Origin of the sequence: Microcoleus sp. PH2017_35_SFW_U_B (assembly GCF_020737865.1) — a bacterium.
Classification (GTDB): Bacteria; Cyanobacteriota; Cyanobacteriia; order Cyanobacteriales; family Microcoleaceae; genus Microcoleus.
On record NZ_JAEQDE010000019.1, the window covers coordinates 36,388 to 57,822 of the forward strand.

At 47.3% G+C, this 21,435-nt stretch carries 19 protein-coding genes; 9 read left to right on the forward strand and 10 right to left on the reverse strand.

Translation table 11 applies throughout. The features are described from left to right. Nucleotides 1-108 precede the first annotated feature (108 nt). The 4 genes from JGK36_RS00270 to JGK36_RS00285 all read right to left on the reverse strand — a co-directional run bounded on the left by JGK36_RS00270 (nucleotide 109) and on the right by JGK36_RS00285 (nucleotide 5,085). Nucleotides 109-3,123 carry a PAS domain S-box protein gene (locus JGK36_RS00270; RefSeq protein ID WP_293174915.1) on the reverse strand — a complete coding sequence of 1,005 codons (3,015 nt, stop codon included), beginning with the start codon at nucleotides 3,121-3,123 and terminating at the stop codon, nucleotides 109-111. Nucleotides 3,124-3,455: 332 nt separating this feature from the next. Next, nucleotides 3,456-3,731: a hypothetical protein gene (locus JGK36_RS00275; protein ID WP_293174912.1), complete on the reverse strand. Its 276-nt coding sequence runs from the start codon at nucleotides 3,729-3,731 to the stop codon at nucleotides 3,456-3,458. Between the two features lie 267 nt (nucleotides 3,732-3,998). Further along, a complete protein-coding gene (locus JGK36_RS00280) occupies nucleotides 3,999-4,181 on the reverse strand; it encodes a zinc ribbon domain-containing protein (RefSeq protein ID WP_363319142.1) in 183 nt (60 codons plus the stop codon). A 10-nt stretch (nucleotides 4,182-4,191) separates the two neighbouring features. Beyond that, the gene (locus JGK36_RS00285; protein ID WP_293195749.1) at nucleotides 4,192-5,085 is read right to left on the reverse strand and encodes an RNA-guided endonuclease TnpB family protein; all 894 of its coding nucleotides are present in this window, start codon (nucleotides 5,083-5,085) and stop codon (nucleotides 4,192-4,194) included. Between the two features lie 302 nt (nucleotides 5,086-5,387). On the opposite strand from JGK36_RS00285, the gene trpD reads away from it, so the two are divergent. Next, nucleotides 5,388-6,503 carry an anthranilate phosphoribosyltransferase gene (trpD, locus tag JGK36_RS00290; RefSeq protein ID WP_293175013.1) on the forward strand — a complete coding sequence of 372 codons (1,116 nt, stop codon included), beginning with the start codon at nucleotides 5,388-5,390 and terminating at the stop codon, nucleotides 6,501-6,503. Nucleotides 6,504-6,758: 255 nt separating this feature from the next. Here trpD and JGK36_RS00295 read toward each other — a convergent pair whose 3' ends face one another. Next, nucleotides 6,759-7,484 (reverse strand): retropepsin-like aspartic protease, encoded by a 726-nt coding sequence (locus JGK36_RS00295; protein WP_293174902.1) that lies wholly within the window; start codon nucleotides 7,482-7,484, stop codon nucleotides 6,759-6,761. A gap of 137 nt (nucleotides 7,485-7,621) precedes the next feature. Between JGK36_RS00295 and carA the strand changes: the two genes are divergently transcribed. The 5 genes from carA to JGK36_RS00320 all read left to right on the forward strand — a co-directional run bounded on the left by carA (nucleotide 7,622) and on the right by JGK36_RS00320 (nucleotide 12,450). Further along, a complete protein-coding gene (carA, locus tag JGK36_RS00300; protein WP_293195746.1) occupies nucleotides 7,622-8,773 on the forward strand; it encodes a glutamine-hydrolyzing carbamoyl-phosphate synthase small subunit in 1,152 nt (383 codons plus the stop codon). Between the two features lie 261 nt (nucleotides 8,774-9,034). Then, entirely contained in the window at nucleotides 9,035-9,391 is a 357-nt protein-coding gene (locus JGK36_RS00305) for an STAS domain-containing protein (RefSeq protein WP_293155451.1), read from the forward strand. A gap of 212 nt (nucleotides 9,392-9,603) precedes the next feature. Next, nucleotides 9,604-10,059, forward strand: coding sequence for a ribonuclease III domain-containing protein (locus JGK36_RS00310; RefSeq protein WP_293174896.1), 456 nt, complete (start codon nucleotides 9,604-9,606; stop codon nucleotides 10,057-10,059). Nucleotides 10,060-10,291: 232 nt separating this feature from the next. After that, nucleotides 10,292-11,677: a 23S rRNA (guanosine(2251)-2'-O)-methyltransferase RlmB gene (gene rlmB, locus JGK36_RS00315; RefSeq protein WP_293195743.1), complete on the forward strand. Its 1,386-nt coding sequence runs from the start codon at nucleotides 10,292-10,294 to the stop codon at nucleotides 11,675-11,677. Between the two features lie 494 nt (nucleotides 11,678-12,171). Then, complete coding sequence (locus tag JGK36_RS00320; protein ID WP_293174890.1) at nucleotides 12,172-12,450, forward strand: DUF1816 domain-containing protein; 279 nt, start codon at nucleotides 12,172-12,174, stop codon at nucleotides 12,448-12,450. Nucleotides 12,451-12,639: 189 nt separating this feature from the next. Here JGK36_RS00320 and JGK36_RS00325 read toward each other — a convergent pair whose 3' ends face one another. The 4 genes from JGK36_RS00325 to JGK36_RS00340 all read right to left on the reverse strand — a co-directional run bounded on the left by JGK36_RS00325 (nucleotide 12,640) and on the right by JGK36_RS00340 (nucleotide 16,166). Next, a complete protein-coding gene (locus JGK36_RS00325) occupies nucleotides 12,640-13,476 on the reverse strand; it encodes an alpha/beta hydrolase (protein ID WP_293195741.1) in 837 nt (278 codons plus the stop codon). Nucleotides 13,477-13,707: 231 nt separating this feature from the next. Beyond that, nucleotides 13,708-13,989, reverse strand: a complete 282-nt coding sequence (locus JGK36_RS00330) for a hypothetical protein (RefSeq protein ID WP_293174884.1) — start codon at nucleotides 13,987-13,989, stop codon at nucleotides 13,708-13,710. Nucleotides 13,990-14,014: 25 nt separating this feature from the next. Then, complete coding sequence (locus tag JGK36_RS00335; protein WP_293174881.1) at nucleotides 14,015-15,319, reverse strand: serine hydrolase; 1,305 nt, start codon at nucleotides 15,317-15,319, stop codon at nucleotides 14,015-14,017. A gap of 391 nt (nucleotides 15,320-15,710) precedes the next feature. After that, nucleotides 15,711-16,166: a helix-turn-helix domain-containing protein gene (locus JGK36_RS00340; RefSeq protein WP_293175010.1), complete on the reverse strand. Its 456-nt coding sequence runs from the start codon at nucleotides 16,164-16,166 to the stop codon at nucleotides 15,711-15,713. Nucleotides 16,167-16,383: 217 nt separating this feature from the next. Between JGK36_RS00340 and gatA the strand changes: the two genes are divergently transcribed. After that, nucleotides 16,384-17,844 carry an Asp-tRNA(Asn)/Glu-tRNA(Gln) amidotransferase subunit GatA gene (gene gatA, locus JGK36_RS00345; RefSeq protein ID WP_293175005.1) on the forward strand — a complete coding sequence of 487 codons (1,461 nt, stop codon included), beginning with the start codon at nucleotides 16,384-16,386 and terminating at the stop codon, nucleotides 17,842-17,844. A gap of 122 nt (nucleotides 17,845-17,966) precedes the next feature. Next, nucleotides 17,967-19,004 (forward strand): alpha/beta fold hydrolase, encoded by a 1,038-nt coding sequence (locus tag JGK36_RS00350; protein WP_293174879.1) that lies wholly within the window; start codon nucleotides 17,967-17,969, stop codon nucleotides 19,002-19,004. Between the two features lie 143 nt (nucleotides 19,005-19,147). Here JGK36_RS00350 and JGK36_RS00355 read toward each other — a convergent pair whose 3' ends face one another. Beyond that, nucleotides 19,148-19,891, reverse strand: a complete 744-nt coding sequence (locus JGK36_RS00355) for a pentapeptide repeat-containing protein (RefSeq protein ID WP_293195739.1) — start codon at nucleotides 19,889-19,891, stop codon at nucleotides 19,148-19,150. Between the two features lie 844 nt (nucleotides 19,892-20,735). Between JGK36_RS00355 and JGK36_RS00360 the strand changes: the two genes are divergently transcribed. Beyond that, a complete protein-coding gene (locus tag JGK36_RS00360; RefSeq protein ID WP_293189639.1) occupies nucleotides 20,736-21,386 on the forward strand; it encodes an ATP-binding protein in 651 nt (216 codons plus the stop codon). Nucleotides 21,387-21,435: the final 49 nt, after the last annotated feature.

The window sequence follows — 21,435 nt, forward strand, 5'->3', positions numbered from 1 at the left end:
ACTAATAGCGTTCGCGAGCGGGGACGCTCGCACTAATAGCGTTCGCGAGCGGGGACGCTCGCACTAATAGCGTTCGCGAGCGGGGACGCTCGCACTAATGACTACTGACTACTGACTAATTTGCTCGATCGGCATTTCGATGATAAATTCGGCTCCTTGCCCTGGTGCAGACACGCAAGTCAGCATCCCGCCGTGCTCTTGGAGGACTCTGTAGGAAATGGACAGGCCCAAACCGGTGCCTTTGCCTGCGGGTTTGGTGGTAAAAAAGGCCTCGAATAATTGCTGGCAAACTTTTTCGGGCATACCGGGGCCGTTGTCAGAAACCCGAATTACAGCATTGGAGTTTTGGACTTCCGTCTTAATTTTAATCTTGCTGCGGTTAGCTTTGGCTTCTAGAACCGATCGCCCTGCGTTGTATTCCTCGATCGCGTCGATCGCATTTCCGATCAAATTCATAAACACCTGATTGATTTTACCGGAATAGCACTCAACTAAAGGCAAGTTGCCATATTCTTTAATTACGGCAATTTCGGGATAGTTGCCTCGGGCTTTCAGGCGGCTTTGCAGGATTAGCAGCGTTCCTTCAATGCCTTCGTGTAGATTAACCTTGGTCATTTGAGAATCGTCTTTGCGAGAGAAATTTCTGAGCGATCGCACAATTTCCCGAATGCGATCGGCTCCAATCTGCATCGAAGAGATAGCTTTTGGCAAATCTTCTAAGAGAAAATCTAGCTCGATATCCTCAATTTTCTGTTGAATTGATGCCGGTGGCTGTGGGCAGTGCTGCTGGTACATATCGATTAAATTCAGCAAATCTTCGGTATAGTGACCTATGTGGACGAGATTGCCGCAGACGCTACTAACGGGATTGTTAATTTCGTGAGCAACACCGGCTACCATTTGACCGAGGGTAGACATTTTCTCGGTGTGAATTAATACTGCTTGAGTTTGCTGCAATTCCTGTAAAGTATGTTCGAGCTGAAGTTTTTGCTGGGTTAACTCGGTTTGCGATCGCAGCAAAGCTTCCTCGCTGCGTTTTTGTTCGGAAATATCAGTAATTAACCCTTCCAAAGCGAGCAATTCGCCTGAGTCGGAATATACTCCCAAACCTTGCTCCCAAACCCATTTTAATTCCCCGTTTTTAGAAGTTATGCGGTAATTTAACTGATATGGTCGATTTTCTCGCAGGGCAATTTCTACGGCATTACAGAAGATTTCGCGATCGTCCGGGTGAGTCAATTCCGATAGAGAAACTTGCGGGGTGCCGATAAATTCTTCGGGAGAATAGCCGGATAATTGATAGCAGCCTTCGCTGACAAACTCCATACTGCGATCGGCATCGTTGCGAAAGCGGTAGGCCATCCCCGGCAAATTGCTCATTAGGGTGGACAAGGCGCGCTGGCTTTCCCGCAGGGCTTCTTCTGCGTGTTTGCGATCGGTAATATCTGTCATCACCACGAGCACGCAGAGTTCCCCCTCCAAATGAATCAATTCGGCTGACACCAAACACACCACCACCGATCCCGACTTCACCCGAAATTCGCATTCGGCGTTGCGAACAACACCCTGTACTTGCAGCAATTGCCTAAAATCAAGTCTGTTTTGAGGCTTTACCCAAATATTTAATCCCGCTACTGTATTGCAGGTCATTTCTTCTAAACTGTAACCAGTTATCGATAAAAAACTATCATTAGCTTCTATAAAACGACCCTCAGCAAAAGTAGTAATAGTCATTGGATCTGGACTCGATCGAAAAGCCTTAGAAAACTTTTCCTCCGACAAACTCAACCTTTTAATAGCTTCTTCCAACTGACTTGTCCGCTCTTTAACCCGGCATTCCAATACCTCGTTAGCCTGCTTCAGAGCAACCTCTGCCTCCACCCGATAAGTGATATCGCGCACCACGGCTTGCAGCCGCATTTTGCCGCCGATATCCATAGAAGTTAACAGCACTTCCGCCGGAAACTCTGAACCGTCCAAACGGCAGTGTACCCAGTCAAAACGACTATTTCCTGTTTCCATAGCCGTATTAATTCGCTCTAGAGAAAGACTCATAGAATCTTGCCCGTTCGGTTGCAGCCGCGGGCTAAATTCCGAAGGATGCTTGCCACAAAACTCCGATTCACTGCTGCATCCAAATAAAGTTAAAGTAGCCGGATTGCAATCTAAAAAACTCTTTTCGTCTAGCAGCATTACCGCATCTGTCGTCGATTCGTACAGAGTGCGAAACTTTTTTTCTGAAGCTTGCAAAGAAGCAATCAACTGCATTCTTTCTTCTCCAGCCCGCTTTTGGTTAGTAATGTCCTGCATTACTTGAGAAAAGCCCTGCAACTCTCCGCTTTCATCCCGCAAAGGAGTCACAATAATCTTCGCCCAAAATCGGGAGCCATTTTGGCGGAACCGGTAGCCTTCACTTTGATATCTACCTCTTTCGCTAGCTGTGATTAATTTTTCTTGGGGTTTGCCAATTGCAATATCTTCAGGCGTATAAAAGCATTCAGAATTTTTCCCAACTATTTCGCTAGATTCATACCCTAAAATTCTTTTGGCTCCCGAATTCCAGCTTGCTACATACCCCTTAGTATCTAGCATGAATATAGCATAATCTTTAACACCTTCTATTACCATTCGCAGGCGTTCTTCACTTTCTCTAAGCCTAGATTCGGCATTTTTGCGCTGGGTAATATCTTCGACAAAACCTTCGTAGTAGAGCAATTGACCGCCTGGGTTGCGGACTGCGCGGGCATTTTCCGCGATCCAAATTACTGTTCCATCTCTGCGATAAATCTGCGACTCAAAATCTGACACGATGCCTTTTGCTTGCAAAGCAGAAATAAAATCATTGCGGCGATCGGGATTGACGTAAAGCTGATCGCTAATATTAGTCAGGCTGTCCATCAATTCTTCGGCAGAATTATATCCGTAGATGCGAGCCAAAGCTGGGTTAGCGCTGATGTAGCGACCGTCATGGGTTGTTTGGAAAATGCCGGAAACAGCATTTTCAAACATACTCTGATATTTTGCTTCCATTTGGTGCAGTGCCTCCTCTATATTCAGGCATTCTATCGTTTTATTTTCTAATTTACAGTCGTTCGTTTTGTTTGCTAATTTTTGGTGTGCCATTTTTGAATACCCTGGTGTGTTTTTGTGAAAGATTCAATATTGTTGAGTGTCTGTTAGTAGTATAGATGCTGGATCGCCAAGTCGATAAATCCACCGCCGAGCCGTGCGATCGTTGTTGTCAAGCCTTAATTGCTTGCAACACATATCAGGACACAACGCTGTGTTGTGTCCCTACAGAATATGTGTATTGGATCCGATCGAGAACGGCTAGAGTCTGAGATTCTCCGGACACTGCTGTATTTATTGACTTCATCTACTGCGCCGTTAGTTGTTAGTAGAGTTACGAAAGTTTAACCAGTCGGGTTTATTTTATTTTGAGCTACAAATGACTGTCAAAATCGGATTTGCCAATCAATCTGCTGAAAGTTGCGATCGTTCGATCCAAACTCGTCTGTTAAAAGCTTCCTGAATAAATGAGGAATAATTGTACAGGCTGAAATTAGCTGTAAACTGTTTTTTCCTGTTTCGGCAGTGACTTTGACAACGATCGCTCCAAAGTACAGTACCAACTGCTGATTTTTTAGACGATCGCCCCATCGGCTGGCAAACTTGCTGCAAGCAATCCGCCACTCTAGCTGAATGCTGCCACCAATGGTGCCAGTTACCATTGATTTTTGCTGGCAGATTATATAGCTGACGGTCGATCGCTCTTTAGTAGATGAGGCCCCTATCTAAAATTGTCACAATCCGAGGGAGCATTGTTGTATCAAAAAATTCATATTGGGCTAGTTTCGTGGAATAAATTCTGTAGCCGTTACATAAATCCTACCCAAAGCGACCCAAAATTAGGCAATGTTGGATGCCTCGGGGCTTCGTTTACTTCCTGCTTCATCCTGGTAGTGTCGGCACTTGTCCAGTCCACAGGCTAACCCCGCCTAACTGACGGTTTTTGACAAATTGATTGCCGCATTTAAGTCGCGGTCAATCTTAAAACCACAATGGCTGCATTCAAACATTCGCTCACACAGAGAGAGTGTTTCTTTTTTGGTTCCACAATTAGAACAGGTTTTTGAGCTTGGGAACCAACGGTCAACTATTACCAACTTTGAACCGTACAACTTGCACGCTCTAGGTTAACTGGCGGCGGAACTCAAAGAAACCCATATCAGCAACTGATGCAGCCAGTTTATGATTAGCCATCATCCCGGATACATTCAAATCCTCTATAACTATTACACCGTGGTTTTTGGCAAGTAATGTCGTTAGTTTGTGTAATGTATCTTTACGGATGTTAGCTATCTTTCTATGCAATCTTGCTATCTCGTTCTGTGCTTTTTGACCATTACTCGAACCGATGACTTTATGGCGACTAAACCATTGCATCCTTGAGAGTTTTGCTGCGTATTTTTTGTAAGATTTAGCACCTATAACTACTTCACCTGTTGAGAGAGTAGCCAATGCTTTAATACCGAGGTCAACTCCTACAATATTTGTTTGGCATGATTCTTGTTGTTCTACATCAAACCTGAAACTGATAAACCACCTGTCGGCAATCCGGGATATCGTGCAAGATTTAGTCAATACTTGCGGTAACTTTTCATAAGTTTTAATGACGCCAATTACAGGAACTTGGATTTTGTTGCTCGCGCTGATTTTGACTGTTCCTTCTAATGTGAAAGAATCTCCCCTTCCTTTTTTCTTAAACTTCGGTACGCCAGCAGTCTTTTTAAAACACCGTTTCCATGCTTCTCGCAATGCTATTAATGCGATCTGCGGTGTAGATTTGCTGCACTCGTAATACCAAGCATTCTCTGATTTTACCATAGCTACTAACAGTTTGTGCAGGTCAATAGCTGTAGGAAATTTGAGTTTTTCGTTGGGGTTTGCTTGATTGTGGTCGAGAATGTTTTTGGTCAACCACAGTCCCCAATTCCAAGCGTGACGAGCTACCCCGCAATGTTTGGCTAGCAGTATTCGCTGTCGGGCATTAAGTTTTAATTCGGTTTTAAATCCGAGTAGCATGGCATTCCTTTATTTGGCTCGCGGCATATATTTCTTGCTTGCACTGTCTGATTGTGACCAATATCAGACACCGCAGCAAGTATGGAAAATCTAACAGAAGACAAAAGCTACCCACGATCGGGCGCATATGGGCAACTTTGTCTAACAATCTAGTTACAGTTTTTCGCCCTGCTGTCATTTTGGCAAAAATTTGGGTCAGGGCGCGCCAAATGTCGGCAGCAACTCTGGTAAAATCCCGATCGACACTCGGCCCAGGCCCGACATCAAACAGCCCACCCCAGCAAAAAATTCATTGTCGCTACATGACTGATTCTTCCGTACTTACAACACCAGATATATCCGCAGCTTCAACTTTGACAGCGGACTCTCCCCTGTGGCCAGCCCTGCTGCAACAACTGTTAGACAGACAATCTCTTTCGCACGTCCAAGCTGCCGACTTAATGCAGGGATGGCTGGCAGAAGCCATACCCCCCGTGCTTTCAGGAGCCATTTTAGCAGCCCTCCAAGCCAAAGGCATCTCGGCCTCAGAATTAGCAGGAATGGCTCAGGTATTGCAGTCTCAGTCCCTGACGGGCGAGTCCCAGAGCGTTGTCGATCGCCAATCTCCCATCTCGAATCTCAAATTAATTGATACTTGCGGCACAGGCGGCGATGGTGCGTCCACATTTAACATTTCCACTGCTGTAGCCTTTGTGGCTGCTGCGGGCAAAGTTCGAGTCGCCAAACACGGAAATCGATCGGCATCCAGCAAAGTCGGTTCGGCTGACGTGTTGGAAGCACTCGGAGTCAACCTGGGCGCCGATCCTGCCAAGGTAAAAGCTGCGGTAGACGCTACGGGCATCACCTTTTTATTTGCGCCTGGGTGGCATCCCGCACTTAAGGCTGTAGCATCGCTCCGACGCACTTTGAAGGTGCGGACTGTTTTTAACCTTTTAGGGCCGCTCGTCAATCCTATGCGCCCTACAGGGCAGGTAATCGGGGTGTTCGATCCCAGTCTGGTATCAACTATTGCCCAAGCTTTGGGCGAGTTGGGAACTGAGTTGGCGATAGTCGTTCACGGCCGAGAAAAGTTGGATGAGGCGGGTTTGGGTGATGTGACGGATTTGGCGGTTTTGTCGGGCGGCCAGGTTGAACTGACAAGTTTGCATCCGGAACAGGTAGGATTGACGCCAAGTGCGATCGGCTCGTTAAAAGGCGGAAATGTTGAGGAAAACGCCGAGATTTTGAGCAACGTGTTGCAAGGCAAAGGTACAGCAGCACAAATGGATGTTGTAGCTTTGAATGCGTCTTTGGCTTTTCAGGTGGGAGGTGTAATTCCGATCGGTTCCCACGCAGCAGGAGTTACTTTGGCCAAGGAGATTTTATCGAGTGGTGAATCTTGGTTGAAGTTGCAGCAGTTGGTGGAGTTTTTGCGGTGAAGGAATAAGTTCGGCAACGATCGATGTGCGGGATTTAACGGATTAATCAAGGTACAAGGTACGTAGTTGGGCTTTAGCCCTCTATACAGGTATGTTGAAAGAGGGCTGAAGCCCAACTACGTACTTATTTCCATGATGACAAGAAAAGCACCCTGCTTTTTAAGGGGGATGCGAGGGAAATCTGTGGGTAACAAAAAGTGTTAAGTGAACCGTATTGCGTTACATCTGTTACATAATCCGCTGCCGAACTTCTCTCTATGAGCGCGAGCGAAATTCAATCACATCTTGCTTAATAGTCACATCTTTATTACCAAAAAAATCGTGACCGAGCAGCCCAATTTCTAGTGCTGGGGAGATGGGTACAACTATATTATTAATCGCCAAACCGCCAGCTTCAATTGAAGTAAGACTGCCGAGAGAAAAAGTAGCCTCTCCGTTCGGAGTTTTTGCTTGCACGGTTCCTTTAGGAACTATCCCCAAAGCGGTAGCCATTGCTGGTGTAATGACGGTGCGGCTGGCTCCCGAATCCACCATCATCTCAAACTTTTGTTTGCCGTTAAATGTGACTTCTATGACTGGGATATTAGCTTCTCGGCGTTTAATTTTGACTAGAAACACTCCCGACTTGGTATCAGGCGAAGCAGGCGAAGCAGGCGAAGCAGGCGAAGCAGCGGGAGTCGATTCTTGAGGGAGAAAACCGCATACCGATCGACTCAAGCTGACAGTTTGGCCGCTGGAGTTCCGCATAAAGCATCCCTCGCTCTCTTGAGCTGTCGCTCGCGAAGAGTAGACGGCGGTGTCAAGTAAAATTGAGCTGCTCAGAGAAATAACTGCTGTTAAAGCCAGTAAAGGTTTCCGCAGGTTTTGAGGGTTCAGCAGAGGCTTGATTGAATTGGAGGATAAAGGTAAGGGAGATTGGCCGATCATAATTTGATTAAACGGTTTAGCTCGATCGTAACAACGACAACTGCCTTTTGGCATAGATAGCCCTGGACTCCGGCACCAACACATTCTGCCTCGGCTGGCACAAATTCCAATAATATCTGTATATTGCCGGCTAGCATCAAATCCCAGGCAGTGGTAAGAATTAAACCAAACGACTGTAATTTAAGGATGCCATGTCACTTTCAACTGCACAACCCGCTCTCCTAGTCCTAGCTGACGGTACTGCTTACCGCGGCTGGTCTTTTGGCGCTGACGCCACCGTCGTCGGCGAGGTCGTATTCAACACGGGAATGACGGGCTATCAAGAAGTTTTGACCGATCCGAGCTATTGCGGTCAAATTGTCACTTTTACTTATCCAGAATTGGGCAATACCGGGGTAAACCTCGAAGATGAAGAATCTTCGCGGCCGCAAATCCGAGGTGCGATCGCCCGTAACGTATGCAGCCGACCCAGCAACTGGCGCTGTTCGCAATCCCTGCAAGATTACCTAAAACAGTACGACATCCCAGGTATTTACGGCATCGATACCCGCGCCCTGACTCGCAAAATTCGCACCGTAGGAGCCATTAACGGCGGCATTTCGACCGTGATTCTCGACCAGGCGGAGCTTTTGGAGCAAGTCCAAGACGCCCCCAGCATGGCCGGGCTGAATCTGGTGAAGCAAGTAACCACCCGCGAGGTTTACGAGTGGTCTGAAGCCACAGATGCTGTGTGGGAGTTCAGTCCGACAGTTAAGCCTGCTAATGGCAAAATGTGGACAGTGGTAGCCCTAGACTTTGGCGTCAAGCGCAACATCCTGCGCCGTTTGGCGAGTTACGGCTGTCGGGTAATTGTTGTACCCGCCGACACGTCAGCGGAAGCAATTCTCAAATACAACCCGGATGGCATTTTTCTGTCCAACGGGCCTGGAGATCCTTCGGCGGTAACGGAAGGGATCGCGACGGCGAAAGCTTTGTTGAAGTCGGACAAACCTGTGTTCGGCATTTGCATGGGACACCAGATTCTGGGCATTTCCTTGGGTGCGGAAACTTTTAAACTGAAGTTCGGGCACCGGGGATTGAATCATCCAGCAGGTTTAACTCAGCAGGTAGAAATTACTAGCCAAAATCACGGTTTTGCGATCGACCCTGATTCCCTAGTCCCGGAAGTAGAAATTACTCACCTCAACTTGAACGATCGCACTGTAGCCGGATTGAAGCACAAAACCTTACCCCTGTTCTCAGTCCAGTACCACCCAGAAGCCAGTCCGGGCCCCCACGACGCTGACTATTTGTTCGATCGATTCGTCCAGTCAATGCGAGACAATCAGAAAGTACCAGCTTAGTCATTGGTCAATAGTCAATAGTCATTAGTCATTAGGAAACATGACCGATTACCAATGACTGATGACCTGTTTGGCCAATGACCTGTTTGGCCAATGACCTGTTTGCCCCATGCCCCATGCCCCATGCCCAATGCCCCATGCCCCATGCCCCATGCCCCATGACCCATAACTAAAAAACTGTAGACAAAATACCAAAAAACTCCTATAATGAAGCCTCGACTTTAAGCCATACCTAGCTAGGAGGGTGTCATTCCTGAGTCATTGACCCTGACCGTTAGCCTCAGAGGCACTCGCGAAGTCAAGAATAACCATCAGTTATTTCGCTTGACTGGCCTGCTGGACGCTTTTTCTGAGGCCACTTTTCGGAAGGTACTAAGCAAATGTATTGACGAGGGCCCAAAACACGTAATTTTGGACTTGTCTCAGATAGATTTTGTGGATAGTTCAGGCTTGGGCGCACTTGTGCAACTTGTCAAGAAAGCCCAAACCATGGAAGGGACATTGCAAATTGTCTCAAATCCCCGCGTAACTCAGACTGTTAAACTGGTTCGCTTAGAGAAATTTTTGTCTTTGCAGCCTTCGGTTGATGAGGCGGTAAAAAACGTCAAGGATGCTTGACGCTACAGTGGGTTTAATTCGCTATCCGGCGATCGATGCTGGATAGCAAATTCTTATGGTTGTGCCGCGAGTTTTCAGCTCGCTTGTCTGTAGAAGATCTCAGTTTCTCACAGAGCACACTCCTGTGAAAGCTATAATTATCTGAAGTGACAAAAGACGAAATAAGTAAGTGTAGAAAAGCCAAGCTGTGCCGAAGTTTTATTTAAAAAAGTATGTCGCCGATCGCCGATGACAACCCAAAGCTGAGTCTGACAGATCTCGGTTTAGATCGAATCCATCCTCCGAGGGCGACACCCGCAGAAATAGAAAGAATTTCGCCCGCAGCATGGGCATATTTGGGGGATGCAGTTTACGAACTCTACATTCGGAGTTCGTATTTAATGCCACCGAGAAGATTGCAAGCTTATCACGAATTGGTGGTGGGGCAAGTACGAGCAGAAACTCAAGCGCGTCACTTGCGATCGATCTCTCCTTACTTGAACAGTACAGAATTAGCAATTGTCAAGCGCGGCCGCAATGCCGTATCGGGCCGTTCTAAGCGAGCAGATCCAGAAATATACCAACAAGCCACCAGCTTAGAAACGTTGGTTGGATATTTGTACCTGACAGACCCCGAAAGATTGACCGAAATTTTGGGATTTTTAGAACTTGATACTGAAAGTATTTAGCCGAAATTTGGGAAGAGTGAGGAATTAATTGATAATTCTGGCACGGTTAGCCTAAAACAGCAAAAAGCTCGCGAAGACAAACAAGATTGATATGTCGATCGTTAGCAAGTTAAGCAGCAGTAAAATCCTTGCTCCCTCAATCTAACATCTAAAATCTCAAAGCCCTAAGATTGCTCCCTCAATCCTAAATCCCAAATCTAAAATCTAAAATCGTGTTGACCACAACAAACAAATGAGAAAATTTACTAGACCAAACTCCTCGCGATCGAATTCCGACAGCAAGCCCTGGAGCAGCGAAGGCCGCCGTCAGGACTCACAACCGTCCTCTGCCAGATTTGAACGCAAGCCCCGTCCCGACACTCGCCCAACAGACGCCCCTCAAAAGCGATCGACCTTTTCGCCCCAATCCCGAGAAATGCCCGTGCGAGCAATTTTCAAACGGAGAGTCGATTCCGACAGCCAACCCACCGGCAGAAATAATTTCCCCGACAGAGACAGAGACGGAGACGGATACAGCAGCCCGCGGCCAGCCCGCAACAATTTCCGAGACAGAGACAGCAGCCCGCAGCCAGCCCGCAACAATTTCCGAGACAGAGACGGCAGCCCACAGCCAGCCCGCAACAATTTCCGAGACAGAGACGACAGCCCACAGCCAGCCCGCAACAATTTCCGAGACAGAAACAGAGACAGCAGCCCGCAGGAATCCCGGGGCAATTATTACAAAGACAGAGACAAAAACAGAGACAGAGATAGTAGCCCGCCGGAATTCCGCGGCAACCATTTCCGAGACAGAGACAAAGACAGAGACACTCGCCCGGTAGACACGAACTCAAATACAGTCGTGCAGCCAGACGCAGACACAGATGACATGATTTACGGCCGCCATGCAGTGCAAGCAGCCTTAGAAAGCAACCAAGTCCTGAACCGAATTTGGGTTGTCCCGCACCTGCGCTACGATCCCCGCTTTCACAGCTTGCTAACCGAAGCCAAGGCCAACGGCAGCATTATCGACGAAGTTGACGATTTGCGCCTCGACTACATCACGCGCAAGGCAAACCACCAAGGCGTAGCCGCCCAAGTATCAGCTTACGAATACCTGGATTTGAGTGAACTGATCGCACAGGCTAAGGCTGCTTGTGCAGATCCCGTAATTGTGGTAGCCGAAGGACTCAACGACCCCCACAATCTAGGGGCGATTATTCGCACCGCAGAAGCATTGGGAGCTCAGGGGATGGTGATTCCGCAGCGACGGGCAGTTGGGATTACCTCGGCAGTGAGAAAAGTGTCAGCCGGCGCATTGGAAAGCCTGCCAGTGGCAAGGGTTGTGAATCTTAACCGGGCCTTGGAAGAATTGAAAGAGGCTGGATTCTGGATTTACGGCACAGCAGCAGGCGTGGGTGACTCATTAGAGACAATCAACTTCTCCGGGCCGACTGTTTTAGTTGTGGGCGGTGAAGCTGACGGTTTGAGCCTTTTGATACAGCGCGGATGTGATGGATTAGTTTCAATTCCTTTAAGGGGAAAGACTCCTAGCCTGAATGTCTCGGTAGCAACGGGAATGGCTTTATACGAAATTTACCGCCAGCGCGGGCCGAAAAAATTTCACGTCCACGGATAGTCAAATTGGTTGAAAAAAACAGCACAACAGAGTAATTTATGTAAGTAGCTAAAGCCTGGTTATCGGTGTCTCTAGCTACTGAGACCTCACTACCAAAATATCGAGTAGAATGTCACCTGAGAAAACACCTAATATGTACTCAAATTAGAGCCCAACTGCATAACAAACAGATAACTCTGAGGATAAAGCACTTTGGTTATTCCCAATAGGTAAGCAACTACGGTGATGCAAAAATATGCGAATGCCGCCAAAACATTGAGCGGTAGTACCCTCCGAACAAGTAATAATACATCGGCCGCCGTTACGGACAGGCGAAAGTAGAAGGAGCCTTCTCCTTACTGTCAAACAGGAAATCGACACCAATCTATTTAGATATTGACTTTAAATAGGTTTGGATTGTTTCTTTGTAGCATTAAAGCCGCGTAAATAACAAAAGCGCAGGCGTTGCCCGCAGCACCCTGAAAACACCGTTAAATACATTAGAAGAAAAGCAGATGAAAGAACTCTTGATTAGCTTGCTCAACTTTTTCGGATTGGCTTGGTGGGTTGAAGTGAAAACTTCAGCGCCGCGGTGTATTTACTATTTTGGCCCCTTCTTGACGGCTCAAGAGGCGGAATCTGCAAAAGCAGGATATATAGAAGACATAGAAAATGAAGGTGCAGAAGGTCTGAGTGTTTCCATTCAGCGCTGCAAACCTATTGCTTTGACGGTTGCAGATGATTTGGGAAAGTTTGGTGAGGGAGGGTTGTTGCCTGTTTTGAGCAGCCAGTAGCAGCAGGAATTTTGAGTTTTGAGTTTTGAGTTGTCAATTTAAATCCGGCAATATCGGAATTATACCCTGCAAGCTAATCCCGATCGCCATTTGGGACGATCGCACTGTTTAACTCGGATGCCAACGCCAACGATATAGCTTCAAAACTCTAGACGGTTGGATGATTGATTGCTTCTAAAAATTCAAAACTCAAGACTCGGAATTGCCAACTGCTTGGGGGTGACTCTCAATCCACCGATCGATATCTGTGACTACCCGATCGGGAATTTCCCAAGGAAATAAGTGGGCTGTATTGGGATAGCACTGCCACTGACTGTCCTGAAGGTGGCGGGCTGTTTCTAAACTGGATGCTGAGGTGATATGTCGATCGCCCTCTCCGGCCAACACCAAGCACGGACATTGAATCTCGCCGAGTTGTGGTAAGCGATCGTATCCGGCTCTGAGAGCGGTATTTAACGCCTTTGTAGCCTTGTGGGAAGTCTGGAGGTAGGCGGGAGTACCTGCGGCGGCTAAGTAGCGGTAAGGGGTGGCTGTATGCTGCTGGATCAAGTAGCGAAAGAGCGATCGCCTGCCAAAAGTATCAATATTCCACTGCCAACCGGGTACCACCCAGTTAATAATTCCGGCTAAACCGGTGTAAAGATTATCTTGCCAAGAAATGGGCGGGTGACTTCCGCGCGGTTTGGCTGCGGATGCGAGGAGAATCAAACCGGTGACTCGCTGGGGATATTTCATGGCTAATTCCAGGGCTAAAATGCCTCCCAAAGACCAGCCGATCACTAAAGTGCGATCGACCCCTAATCGGTCTAGAAGTGCTTCTAAATCAAGCAAGTGGTCGGTCATTTCAAAGGAATTTGAGGTGCGACTGTTGCCATATCCGCGCAAGTCTGGGGCGATCGTCCGAAACCGCTGTGATAGGTGTTCTGTGAAGACAGACATACAATCGCCGGAACCTGGATGGCCGTGCAAGCAGAGAATCGGAAATCCTTTTCCTTTGACAGAAACGTTGAGTTTTGTGTGGGACATTTTCTGATTTGGCGATTATATAAATCTACGTTATTAAGGTATGTTGTTGCGCTTCAGCGCTCTTGTCTATATGAAAGAGCGCCCAAGCGCAACAACGTACCTAATTATGTTAATCGCACTTTAAACCTGCCGCAGCCGCTGTCGGATACTTGACGGGAACAAAAGCAAGGCCTAACTGCTTTCCGACAAAGAGTTCTTCATTGAGCGGAGTTCCTTCGATGTATTCTTGAATTAAGTAAAAATTTCCATTTTCTGGAAAGCGATGAACCTAGGAGTGCACTCGCACTTATAGAGTTCCTCCAGGGCTTTAGCTTCTTTTTCAAATAGTGCTTTTGCTCCTTGCAAAACTTGCGAATCTTTAGATTGAGGAGGCAAAATTTCCTTGACTACACAAGGAGAATTTTCTAGTTGCTTTAAATCCTTAGCTGTATAGGTAATCGCAAACCCTCCCCGCCCCAATTTTTCGATAATTTCGTAGCGATCGCACAGAATATCTCCTGGATTCAGGCACATAAATTTTTAACAAGTTTTCACATTTTTAAAAGCTGGGATTATTACTAATATAATCGGCAATTTTAGCAATAGACTTGCGGATTTGTAGATCGCCACTGGTGCGGCTGTCTATCACAGTCATCACATAGGCTTCGCCGTCAATGTTCATCGCTAAAGTTGTGCCTAGCACCAGGGAATTCTCCCCGGTTTTTTCGCCCAACCACTGAGCTTTACTTCCTTTCAAGGCGGCAAATCCCAAAGCGCGATCGTACTGCTGGTTGAGAGTTTCTACTAACAGTTTAGCGCCCGGTGTTTCGCCGTTGTAAATTTGCACCATCATTTCGGTGAGTTCGTTAGCAGTTACGCGGTTGGGCCCGGAACCGGGGTTGGCGGGCATAGTTTTTTCCCCCATTAATTTGAAGTTCACGCGGGTGACTTGGTAGCCGCGATTTTCTAAGAATTGATTGATGTAATCGGAACCCAAATAATCGATCAGTTGATTGGTGGCGATGTTGCTGCTGCGATCGATCATTTCTTCTAACAGTAGTTGTACCGGGTAATTGCGCCTAGACAAAATCTTCGTCGATGAGTCTTCGGTGAAATTGCCCGGATCGACGAATACTTCATGGTTCAGACTGATTTTTTCTTTGTCGAGTTTTTGCATCAGGGCGACAGCTATCGGCACTTTAATTAAGCTGGCCGGGCTGATAGGAGGCACATCGCCCCGGAGGTTGACGCACTCTCTAGAAAGGTGGCAAATCCCGATCGACGCTTCATTCGACAAACCGCTTGAACGGGCAACCTCTGCCAAAAAATCGGATTTTGCTTGCTGGACTTGAGAGGTTGCTACGGTTAAATTTTCCCGGTATTCTTGAGCTTTGGAGGCTGTGAGGGGAGCTAAAAATGAATTTTGGGGAACTTCTTGTAAGTTGTTTAGGGCCTGGTGCCACAAAAATTGAGTTTGCTGCGAAGATTCGATCGACTGATTTGACTTCCCTCCCGTTTCTACGGCTCGGTTGGCTAAACGGACTGCTTGCTGTAAGTTGTCGTTAGATCTCTGTTCTACTAATATTTGAACTTCCACCTCTTGCAACTGCTGTACCAATTTTTCTTGAGAATTGCCGGCGAAGGGAACTAAGCCAGAGAGCAGGGTTGGTTCTGGGGAGGGTGAGGCGGGTTGTTCTAGTTGGGTGACGAGCCGATCGCGAATTTTGTAGAGTTCGTCTAGGGAACGCGGATTAGATGATTGAGCAAGTGAACTGGCGATGGTTAACACCTGAACCAGTCCGATGCTGGCTGCTACTGCCGCCATCTTGTTTGCGATCGACAAAAAACGGCTGAACCCTGGCATACTCGACATCCTCAACACAACCAAATTCAATCTAATCAGCTATTATTGCACGATTCAAACGATTTTAGATTTTAGATTTTAGCCGCAGCCGTAGGGTGCGGATACATCGACAATCCTCCACAAAGAGCGACAATCGATCGAGCGACGCACCTTTTCTTGTCAGGAACTCCAGGCAACAACCCTCCGTTTCACTCCGCCCAACATTTTTGTGGTAGCAAGCTTGTTGATAAATACTATCAGGTGCGTCGCCACAAAATTGTGGATTTAATTTAGGGATTTATCGCAGGCGACACACCCTACGAATACTGACAACTGACTAATGACTTCTGCCAAAATAAAGGGAGCGATCGCACCCAATGGCGATCGACCCCTCTAAAATATTGCGAACTATCTACTTTCTGCGGCGGCGCCGCCAATCAACACCCAACCGCTTGAGGTAATCCCAGCCGCGTTGGGGCCAAACATGAGCGCTACCAGTCTTTTCGGCAATCCAGCGAGCTACTTTGGGGCCTGTCCAGTCTCCGCCGTCGGGGGCGGGGCCTTGCAGGGCTTGTCGCAGTTCTTCTTGCTGTTCGGGGCTCAGCAAGGATTTGGCAGGAGGGGGCTGGCGGTCTCCGCTGCGGTTTCTCACAGAGTTAGGCCCTTCTCGGTTGTAGCGCTGGACAATTTCTTTGGCGTAGTCGTAGTTAATCCCTACGACTTGGGCTGCTTGTTTGATAGTCCAATTTCGGGAAACTAAGAGTAGCAAGTGCCAGCGGCGCGACTCTGTGGTGTTTTGTGCCTGCCGGTAGCGAATTTTGAGTTCCTCTGCCGTCAGGTGAGATTCTAAGTGAGCTTTAGGTGGCATTCCTCCAACGGGGCATCGGGAACTTCTTACCATATATCTTTGGTTTTGGGGAGAATTCCGGATGAAATTGTCTTCTTGGGGATCGTCGCGGCAAATACGTAGCTTTTTTTACCGCAGATGCAAGCATAGAGACGCAGTTGAAGAAGGGCTGTAAGTGCGTGCAATTGCCAGCTATATTGGCTAAGTGGCTGAAAGTAGAAATGATAAAGGTACGAGCATGGCATCCATCCGCGAGTTGCACCGACAACTGGTCAATAAAGAACGCTCTGCTGTGGAAATTACTCAAGAAGCATTAGACCGAATTACCCAGCTAGAGCCGAAATTGAAAAGCTTTCTGTGCGTGACAGCAGACAGCGCATTGGCGCAGGCCCACAAAGTGGATGCCCAAATCGCAGCAGGCGAGGCAATTGGGTTGTTGGCCGGCATCCCGATCGCCGTTAAAGACAATATGTGCACCGAGGGCATTCCCACAACCTGCGCCTCTCGGATTTTGGAAAATTTTGTCCCTCCCTACGATGCAACCGTCGTCTCCAAACTCAAAGCAGCCGGTGCGGTGATTCTGGGCAAGGCGAATATGGACGAGTTTGCCATGGGGAGCTCGACGGAAACTTCGGCCTATCAAGTTACCGCGAATCCTTGGGACTTGGAGCGCGTGCCCGGAGGTTCTTCTGGCGGTTCTGCCGCAGCGGTAGCCGGCGGAGAATGCGTCGTTAGCTTGGGTTCGGATACTGGAGGTTCGATCCGCCAACCTGCTGCTTTTTGCGGTTTGGTGGGGCTGAAACCGACCTATGGGTTGGTTTCTCGTTACGGTTTGGTGGCCTACGCTTCTTCTCTCGATCAAATCGGGCCCTTTGGCCGGACTGTTGAGGATACGGCGATTTTGTTGGGGGCTGTCGCTGGTTATGACAGTAAAGATTCGACGAGTCTCAATGTCCCAATTCCTGACTACGCCCAAGCTTTGAGACCCAGTTTGCGACCGAAGGGTCAGATTAGAATTGGTGTAATTAAAGAAACTTTTGGCGTCGGGTTGGACTCGGCGGTTAAAGACGCCGTGACAAAGGCGATCGAGCAATTTCAACAATTGGGCGCAGAAATTCAAGTCGTTTCTTGTCCCCGGTTCCGCTACGGTTTGCCCACTTACTACATTATTGCTCCCTCGGAAGCTTCGGCGAATTTGGCGAGATATGATGGAGTAAAGTATGGTTTCCGATCGCCCGATCCCGAAAATCTTTTGGATATGTATGCCAAAACTCGCGCTCAAGGGTTCGGTGCAGAAGTTAAACGCCGGATTGCGATCGGCACTTACGTGTTGTCCGCTGGATATTACGACGCCTATTATCTCAAAGCTCAAAAAGTTCGGACTTTGATTAAAGAAGACTTTGAAAAAGCTTTTTCTCAAGTTGATGTTTTGGTCTGTCCCACTGCTCCGACTACGGCTTTTAAGGCAGGCGAAAAATTCAACGACCCCCTGAGTATGTATTTGTCAGATTTGATGACTATTCCGGTGAATCTTGCTGGTTTGCCAGCTTTGAGTTTGCCCTGCGGATTTGATGATAAAGGACTGCCGGTGGGTATACAACTGATTGGTAATGTTTTGCAAGAATCTCGGCTGTTTCAAGTGGCTCATGCTTACGAACAATCCACTAATTGGCACTTGCGTCACCCGGAATTGAATTAATTTTTGAAATTCGGCGGAACGCTGCTGCGGAAGTTAGTAATCGATCTAAAGCTAATCATATGAATTAATCATTTGTCATTAGTTTTTGACCGATTTCTAATCTCCCGCGTGTCTTATTTTCTATGAACAAGTTACTGGTATTTGTTTTGTCTAAATCCCTCATAACTTTTGGGATAGTTTTGGCGATCGCTTATTCTGCTGCTTGTGTATTGCTATTTGTAGCGCAAGGTAAGTTTATCTTTTTTCCGGCGCGGGCGATCGAAACTACGCCAGATGATTTTAAGTTGAAATATCAAGATGTTTGGCTGCAAATTCCAGCTAAAACAGCGGCGCTGGAAATGGAAAGCGTACATGGGTGGTGGATTCCTGCCTCGGAAAACCCCCGCAAATTTCGGGGGGAAGTAAGAGAGGTGGTTCCACTTCAACCATCCCAAACCCCCCCCAGCCCCCCCTTGTTAAGGGGGGGAGCAAGAGAGGCTGTTCCTGTCCCCCCCCTTAACAAGGGGGGGTTAGGGGGGGTTCCGGTTCCCCCACTTCACAAGGGGAACTTAGGGCGGGTAGTTTTGTACCTGCACGGTAATGGTTCAAATGTGGGAGCAAATGTCGAACACGCTAATCGATTTCATGGCTTAGGTTTGTCAGTATTTCTGATCGATTATCGCGGTTATGGAAAAAGTCAGGGCGATTTTCCGAGCGAATCTCGGGTTTATGAGGATGTTGAACAGGCCTGGGATTATTTGGTGAAACAGCGGGGGATTAACCCAAATCAAATTTATATTTACGGTCATTCTTTGGGAGGGGCAATTGCGATCGATCTAGCAGTGCGGCACCCGGAGGCTGCGGGGTTAATTGTGGAGGGTTCTTTTACTTCGGTAAGGGCAATGGTAGACTTCCAAAAACCGCTATTTAGGGCGTTTCCGATAGATTTGTTGCTGGCGCAGCGGTTTGATTCTCTGTCAAAAGTCGATCGCCTGCAAATGCCGGTACTATTTATTCACGGGACTGCTGACACTGTAGTTCCAGCCGAAATGAGCAAAAAAATGTTTGATGCAGCACCCGAGCCCAAACAGCTTTACATGGTTCCCAATGGAGGACACAATAATGCGGCACAAATCGGCGGTGCAGAATATCTGCGGGTAGTGAGCAAATTTTTATTGTAGGGTGCGTCAGCTCATAGTGCGATCGTAAAAAAAGATAAAAAAGGGTACGTAGTTGCGCTTGGGCGCTCTTATCTTATATATATGAAAGAGCGCTGAAGCGCAACTACGTACCTAAAGATCGACACCTATAAACGGCTTACCAATTAATTCAACCTTAAAATATCTAACCACCAGTCATTGACGGCACGGCAGTAATTGCAGTAATTGTTCGAGCTAATCGGTTGTTGTTTTTTAACATCACAACCTCGCCGAGATATTTTGCGGTTCGGCATCCGGGCGCCGCATAAATTAGCATCTATAAAATTAGCTTTGTTCAATCTCGCATCGCTCAAATCGGCCCCTCTGAGGTCAGCACCGCTAAGATTTGCACCGCTTAAATCAGCTTCTTTGAGGTCAGCACCGCTGAGATTTGCCCCAGAAAAATCGGCATTTCTCAGGTCACTTCGACTTAGTTTAGCTGCGCTCAAATTACTGCATTTTAAGTTGGCCAACTGAAGAGATGCGTCGAGCAGAGAACTTTCGCTGAGATTGGCATTTTCTAAGTTGGCTCCCCTGATGTCCGCCCTGCTCATGTCGGCTTTGCTGAGGTCGGCATCGATTAAAAAGGCATTTCTCATGTTGGCGTTATTTAAATTAGCTTCCATTAAATCCGCCGCAGTCAAATCCGCATCTACTAAGTCGGCCCTGCTGAGAGTGGCGCGACTCAAGGAAGCGCCAAACAAATCTGCACGGCTCAAGGAAGCGCCAAATAAGTCGCATCCGGGACATCCTCTTGTTGCTAGCAGCCGCTTGATTAGAGGCAGATTTTGAGCTTGTAAGGGAACTGCTGCGCCAAATGGGAGTAGCAGAATCACTGCTGCCAGAATTGTCAGTTTAATTTTTGTCATCAGGTGTTGCGCGTTTAAATTGTATATGTCAATTACCTATTACCTAGTTGTCAAATCATCTCCTCATCAGACTTTCTCCCTGGATCTCTCCCCTCTGCCGGAATCTCCTCGAACATAACAGACTATGTAGATGCAAGCAAAGCTTAGTCCGGGTAATTCATCTAACTGCGTTTTATCGCCTAGTTTTCTCCTGGAATAACGCGCGCGGGGCTAAAAACAGGGTTTATTGCTAGATTTTTCGCTGTCAAATCCAATATTTTTAGCAGAAACGGCCTTGTTTGCAGCAGTCTTGGTCTAGTCGATTGACAAGCGAATTTCGACCTGTGGTACCCGCCACGTGATTTATCCGTGGAATCAATCCCAAATCGAAAATCGAAAATCCTCTCTTCCCCCGAATTTATAAAATCGATTGACGTGGCACGCCGGTGTGAGGTTGGCGGACGATCGCCTTTGCGGATATTACTTACTCCTTTAGGATGAGAGCGATTACCTCAAATCGGCTTTGCAGGCTACCGGCGAGCCACCGTTGGCAGTGGCTCAATGCCTTGTATTTTGTAGCTGGCGACGGCTGGGGTAAATGAGCTCCGGCAGTGATTCGGTAATTTCTGGTGGATGCAGGCGGATTGTGCTACGGGGGCGATCGCTCTCCGTACAGGCGATCGGTAAATAAGCCAATTGGCTTAGACTCTTAAGACATATTGCTGATGCGATGCCTTCTACAAAAAAGATAGCATTTTGGTATGAACGCCGAAATTATACTGAATAAGCAAGTATAAAAAACGACAAAGTGTGTCGGCGGGTGTGAAAAATGGGTACAACTAATACTTTCAGACGAGGAAAATCAATGTCGAACAGCATAGATCAACTGGCAGAAGGCGGCAGAGGCATCAAACTCATGTGGCAGATTGCAGACGAGCTGAGTTACACCCGGACTCTTGACGGTCGAAATTGTTTGTCGCTGAGCAAAAGTTACGAAGTAGAAAGTCGCTCGCGATCGCAAAATATAAAAAAGGCTAGCGTTTTAGATGGGTTAATGAATTTGTTAAAGAAGTGGGATTGGCAAGATGACATTGAGCAGGAAGCAGAACTGAATGAAAGTTCTTTGAAAAACATCAGCCTGCAAGTCAACACAGATATGAATGCTTTAACTAAAGTTTTGGACTGGTTGGAGCAGTTGCAAGATGTATCGATCCCCAATGAGGTTTGGTTCCAATTACAGCTAGCTTTAGCTGAAGGTTTTACTAATGCAGTTCGTCACGCTCACAAAAATCTGCCCGCAGAAACTCCTATTCAACTGCAAATTACGGTATGTAGCGGACACTGGCAATTCAAACTTTGGGATTGTGGGCCGCGTTTTAATTTTGATGCTAAGCTCGAAGAAATTATCGCAACAGATAGAAAACGCTTTGCTGATTTAGAGGTTTTGAGCGATACTTGCTTGATACCTAGCAGACCGACAACTTTGGAAATGTCTCAGTTTCGGATTGCTGGGTAAAGTAACAATTAACAGACTGGCACGGTTGAAAATGTGTTATACTAATAAC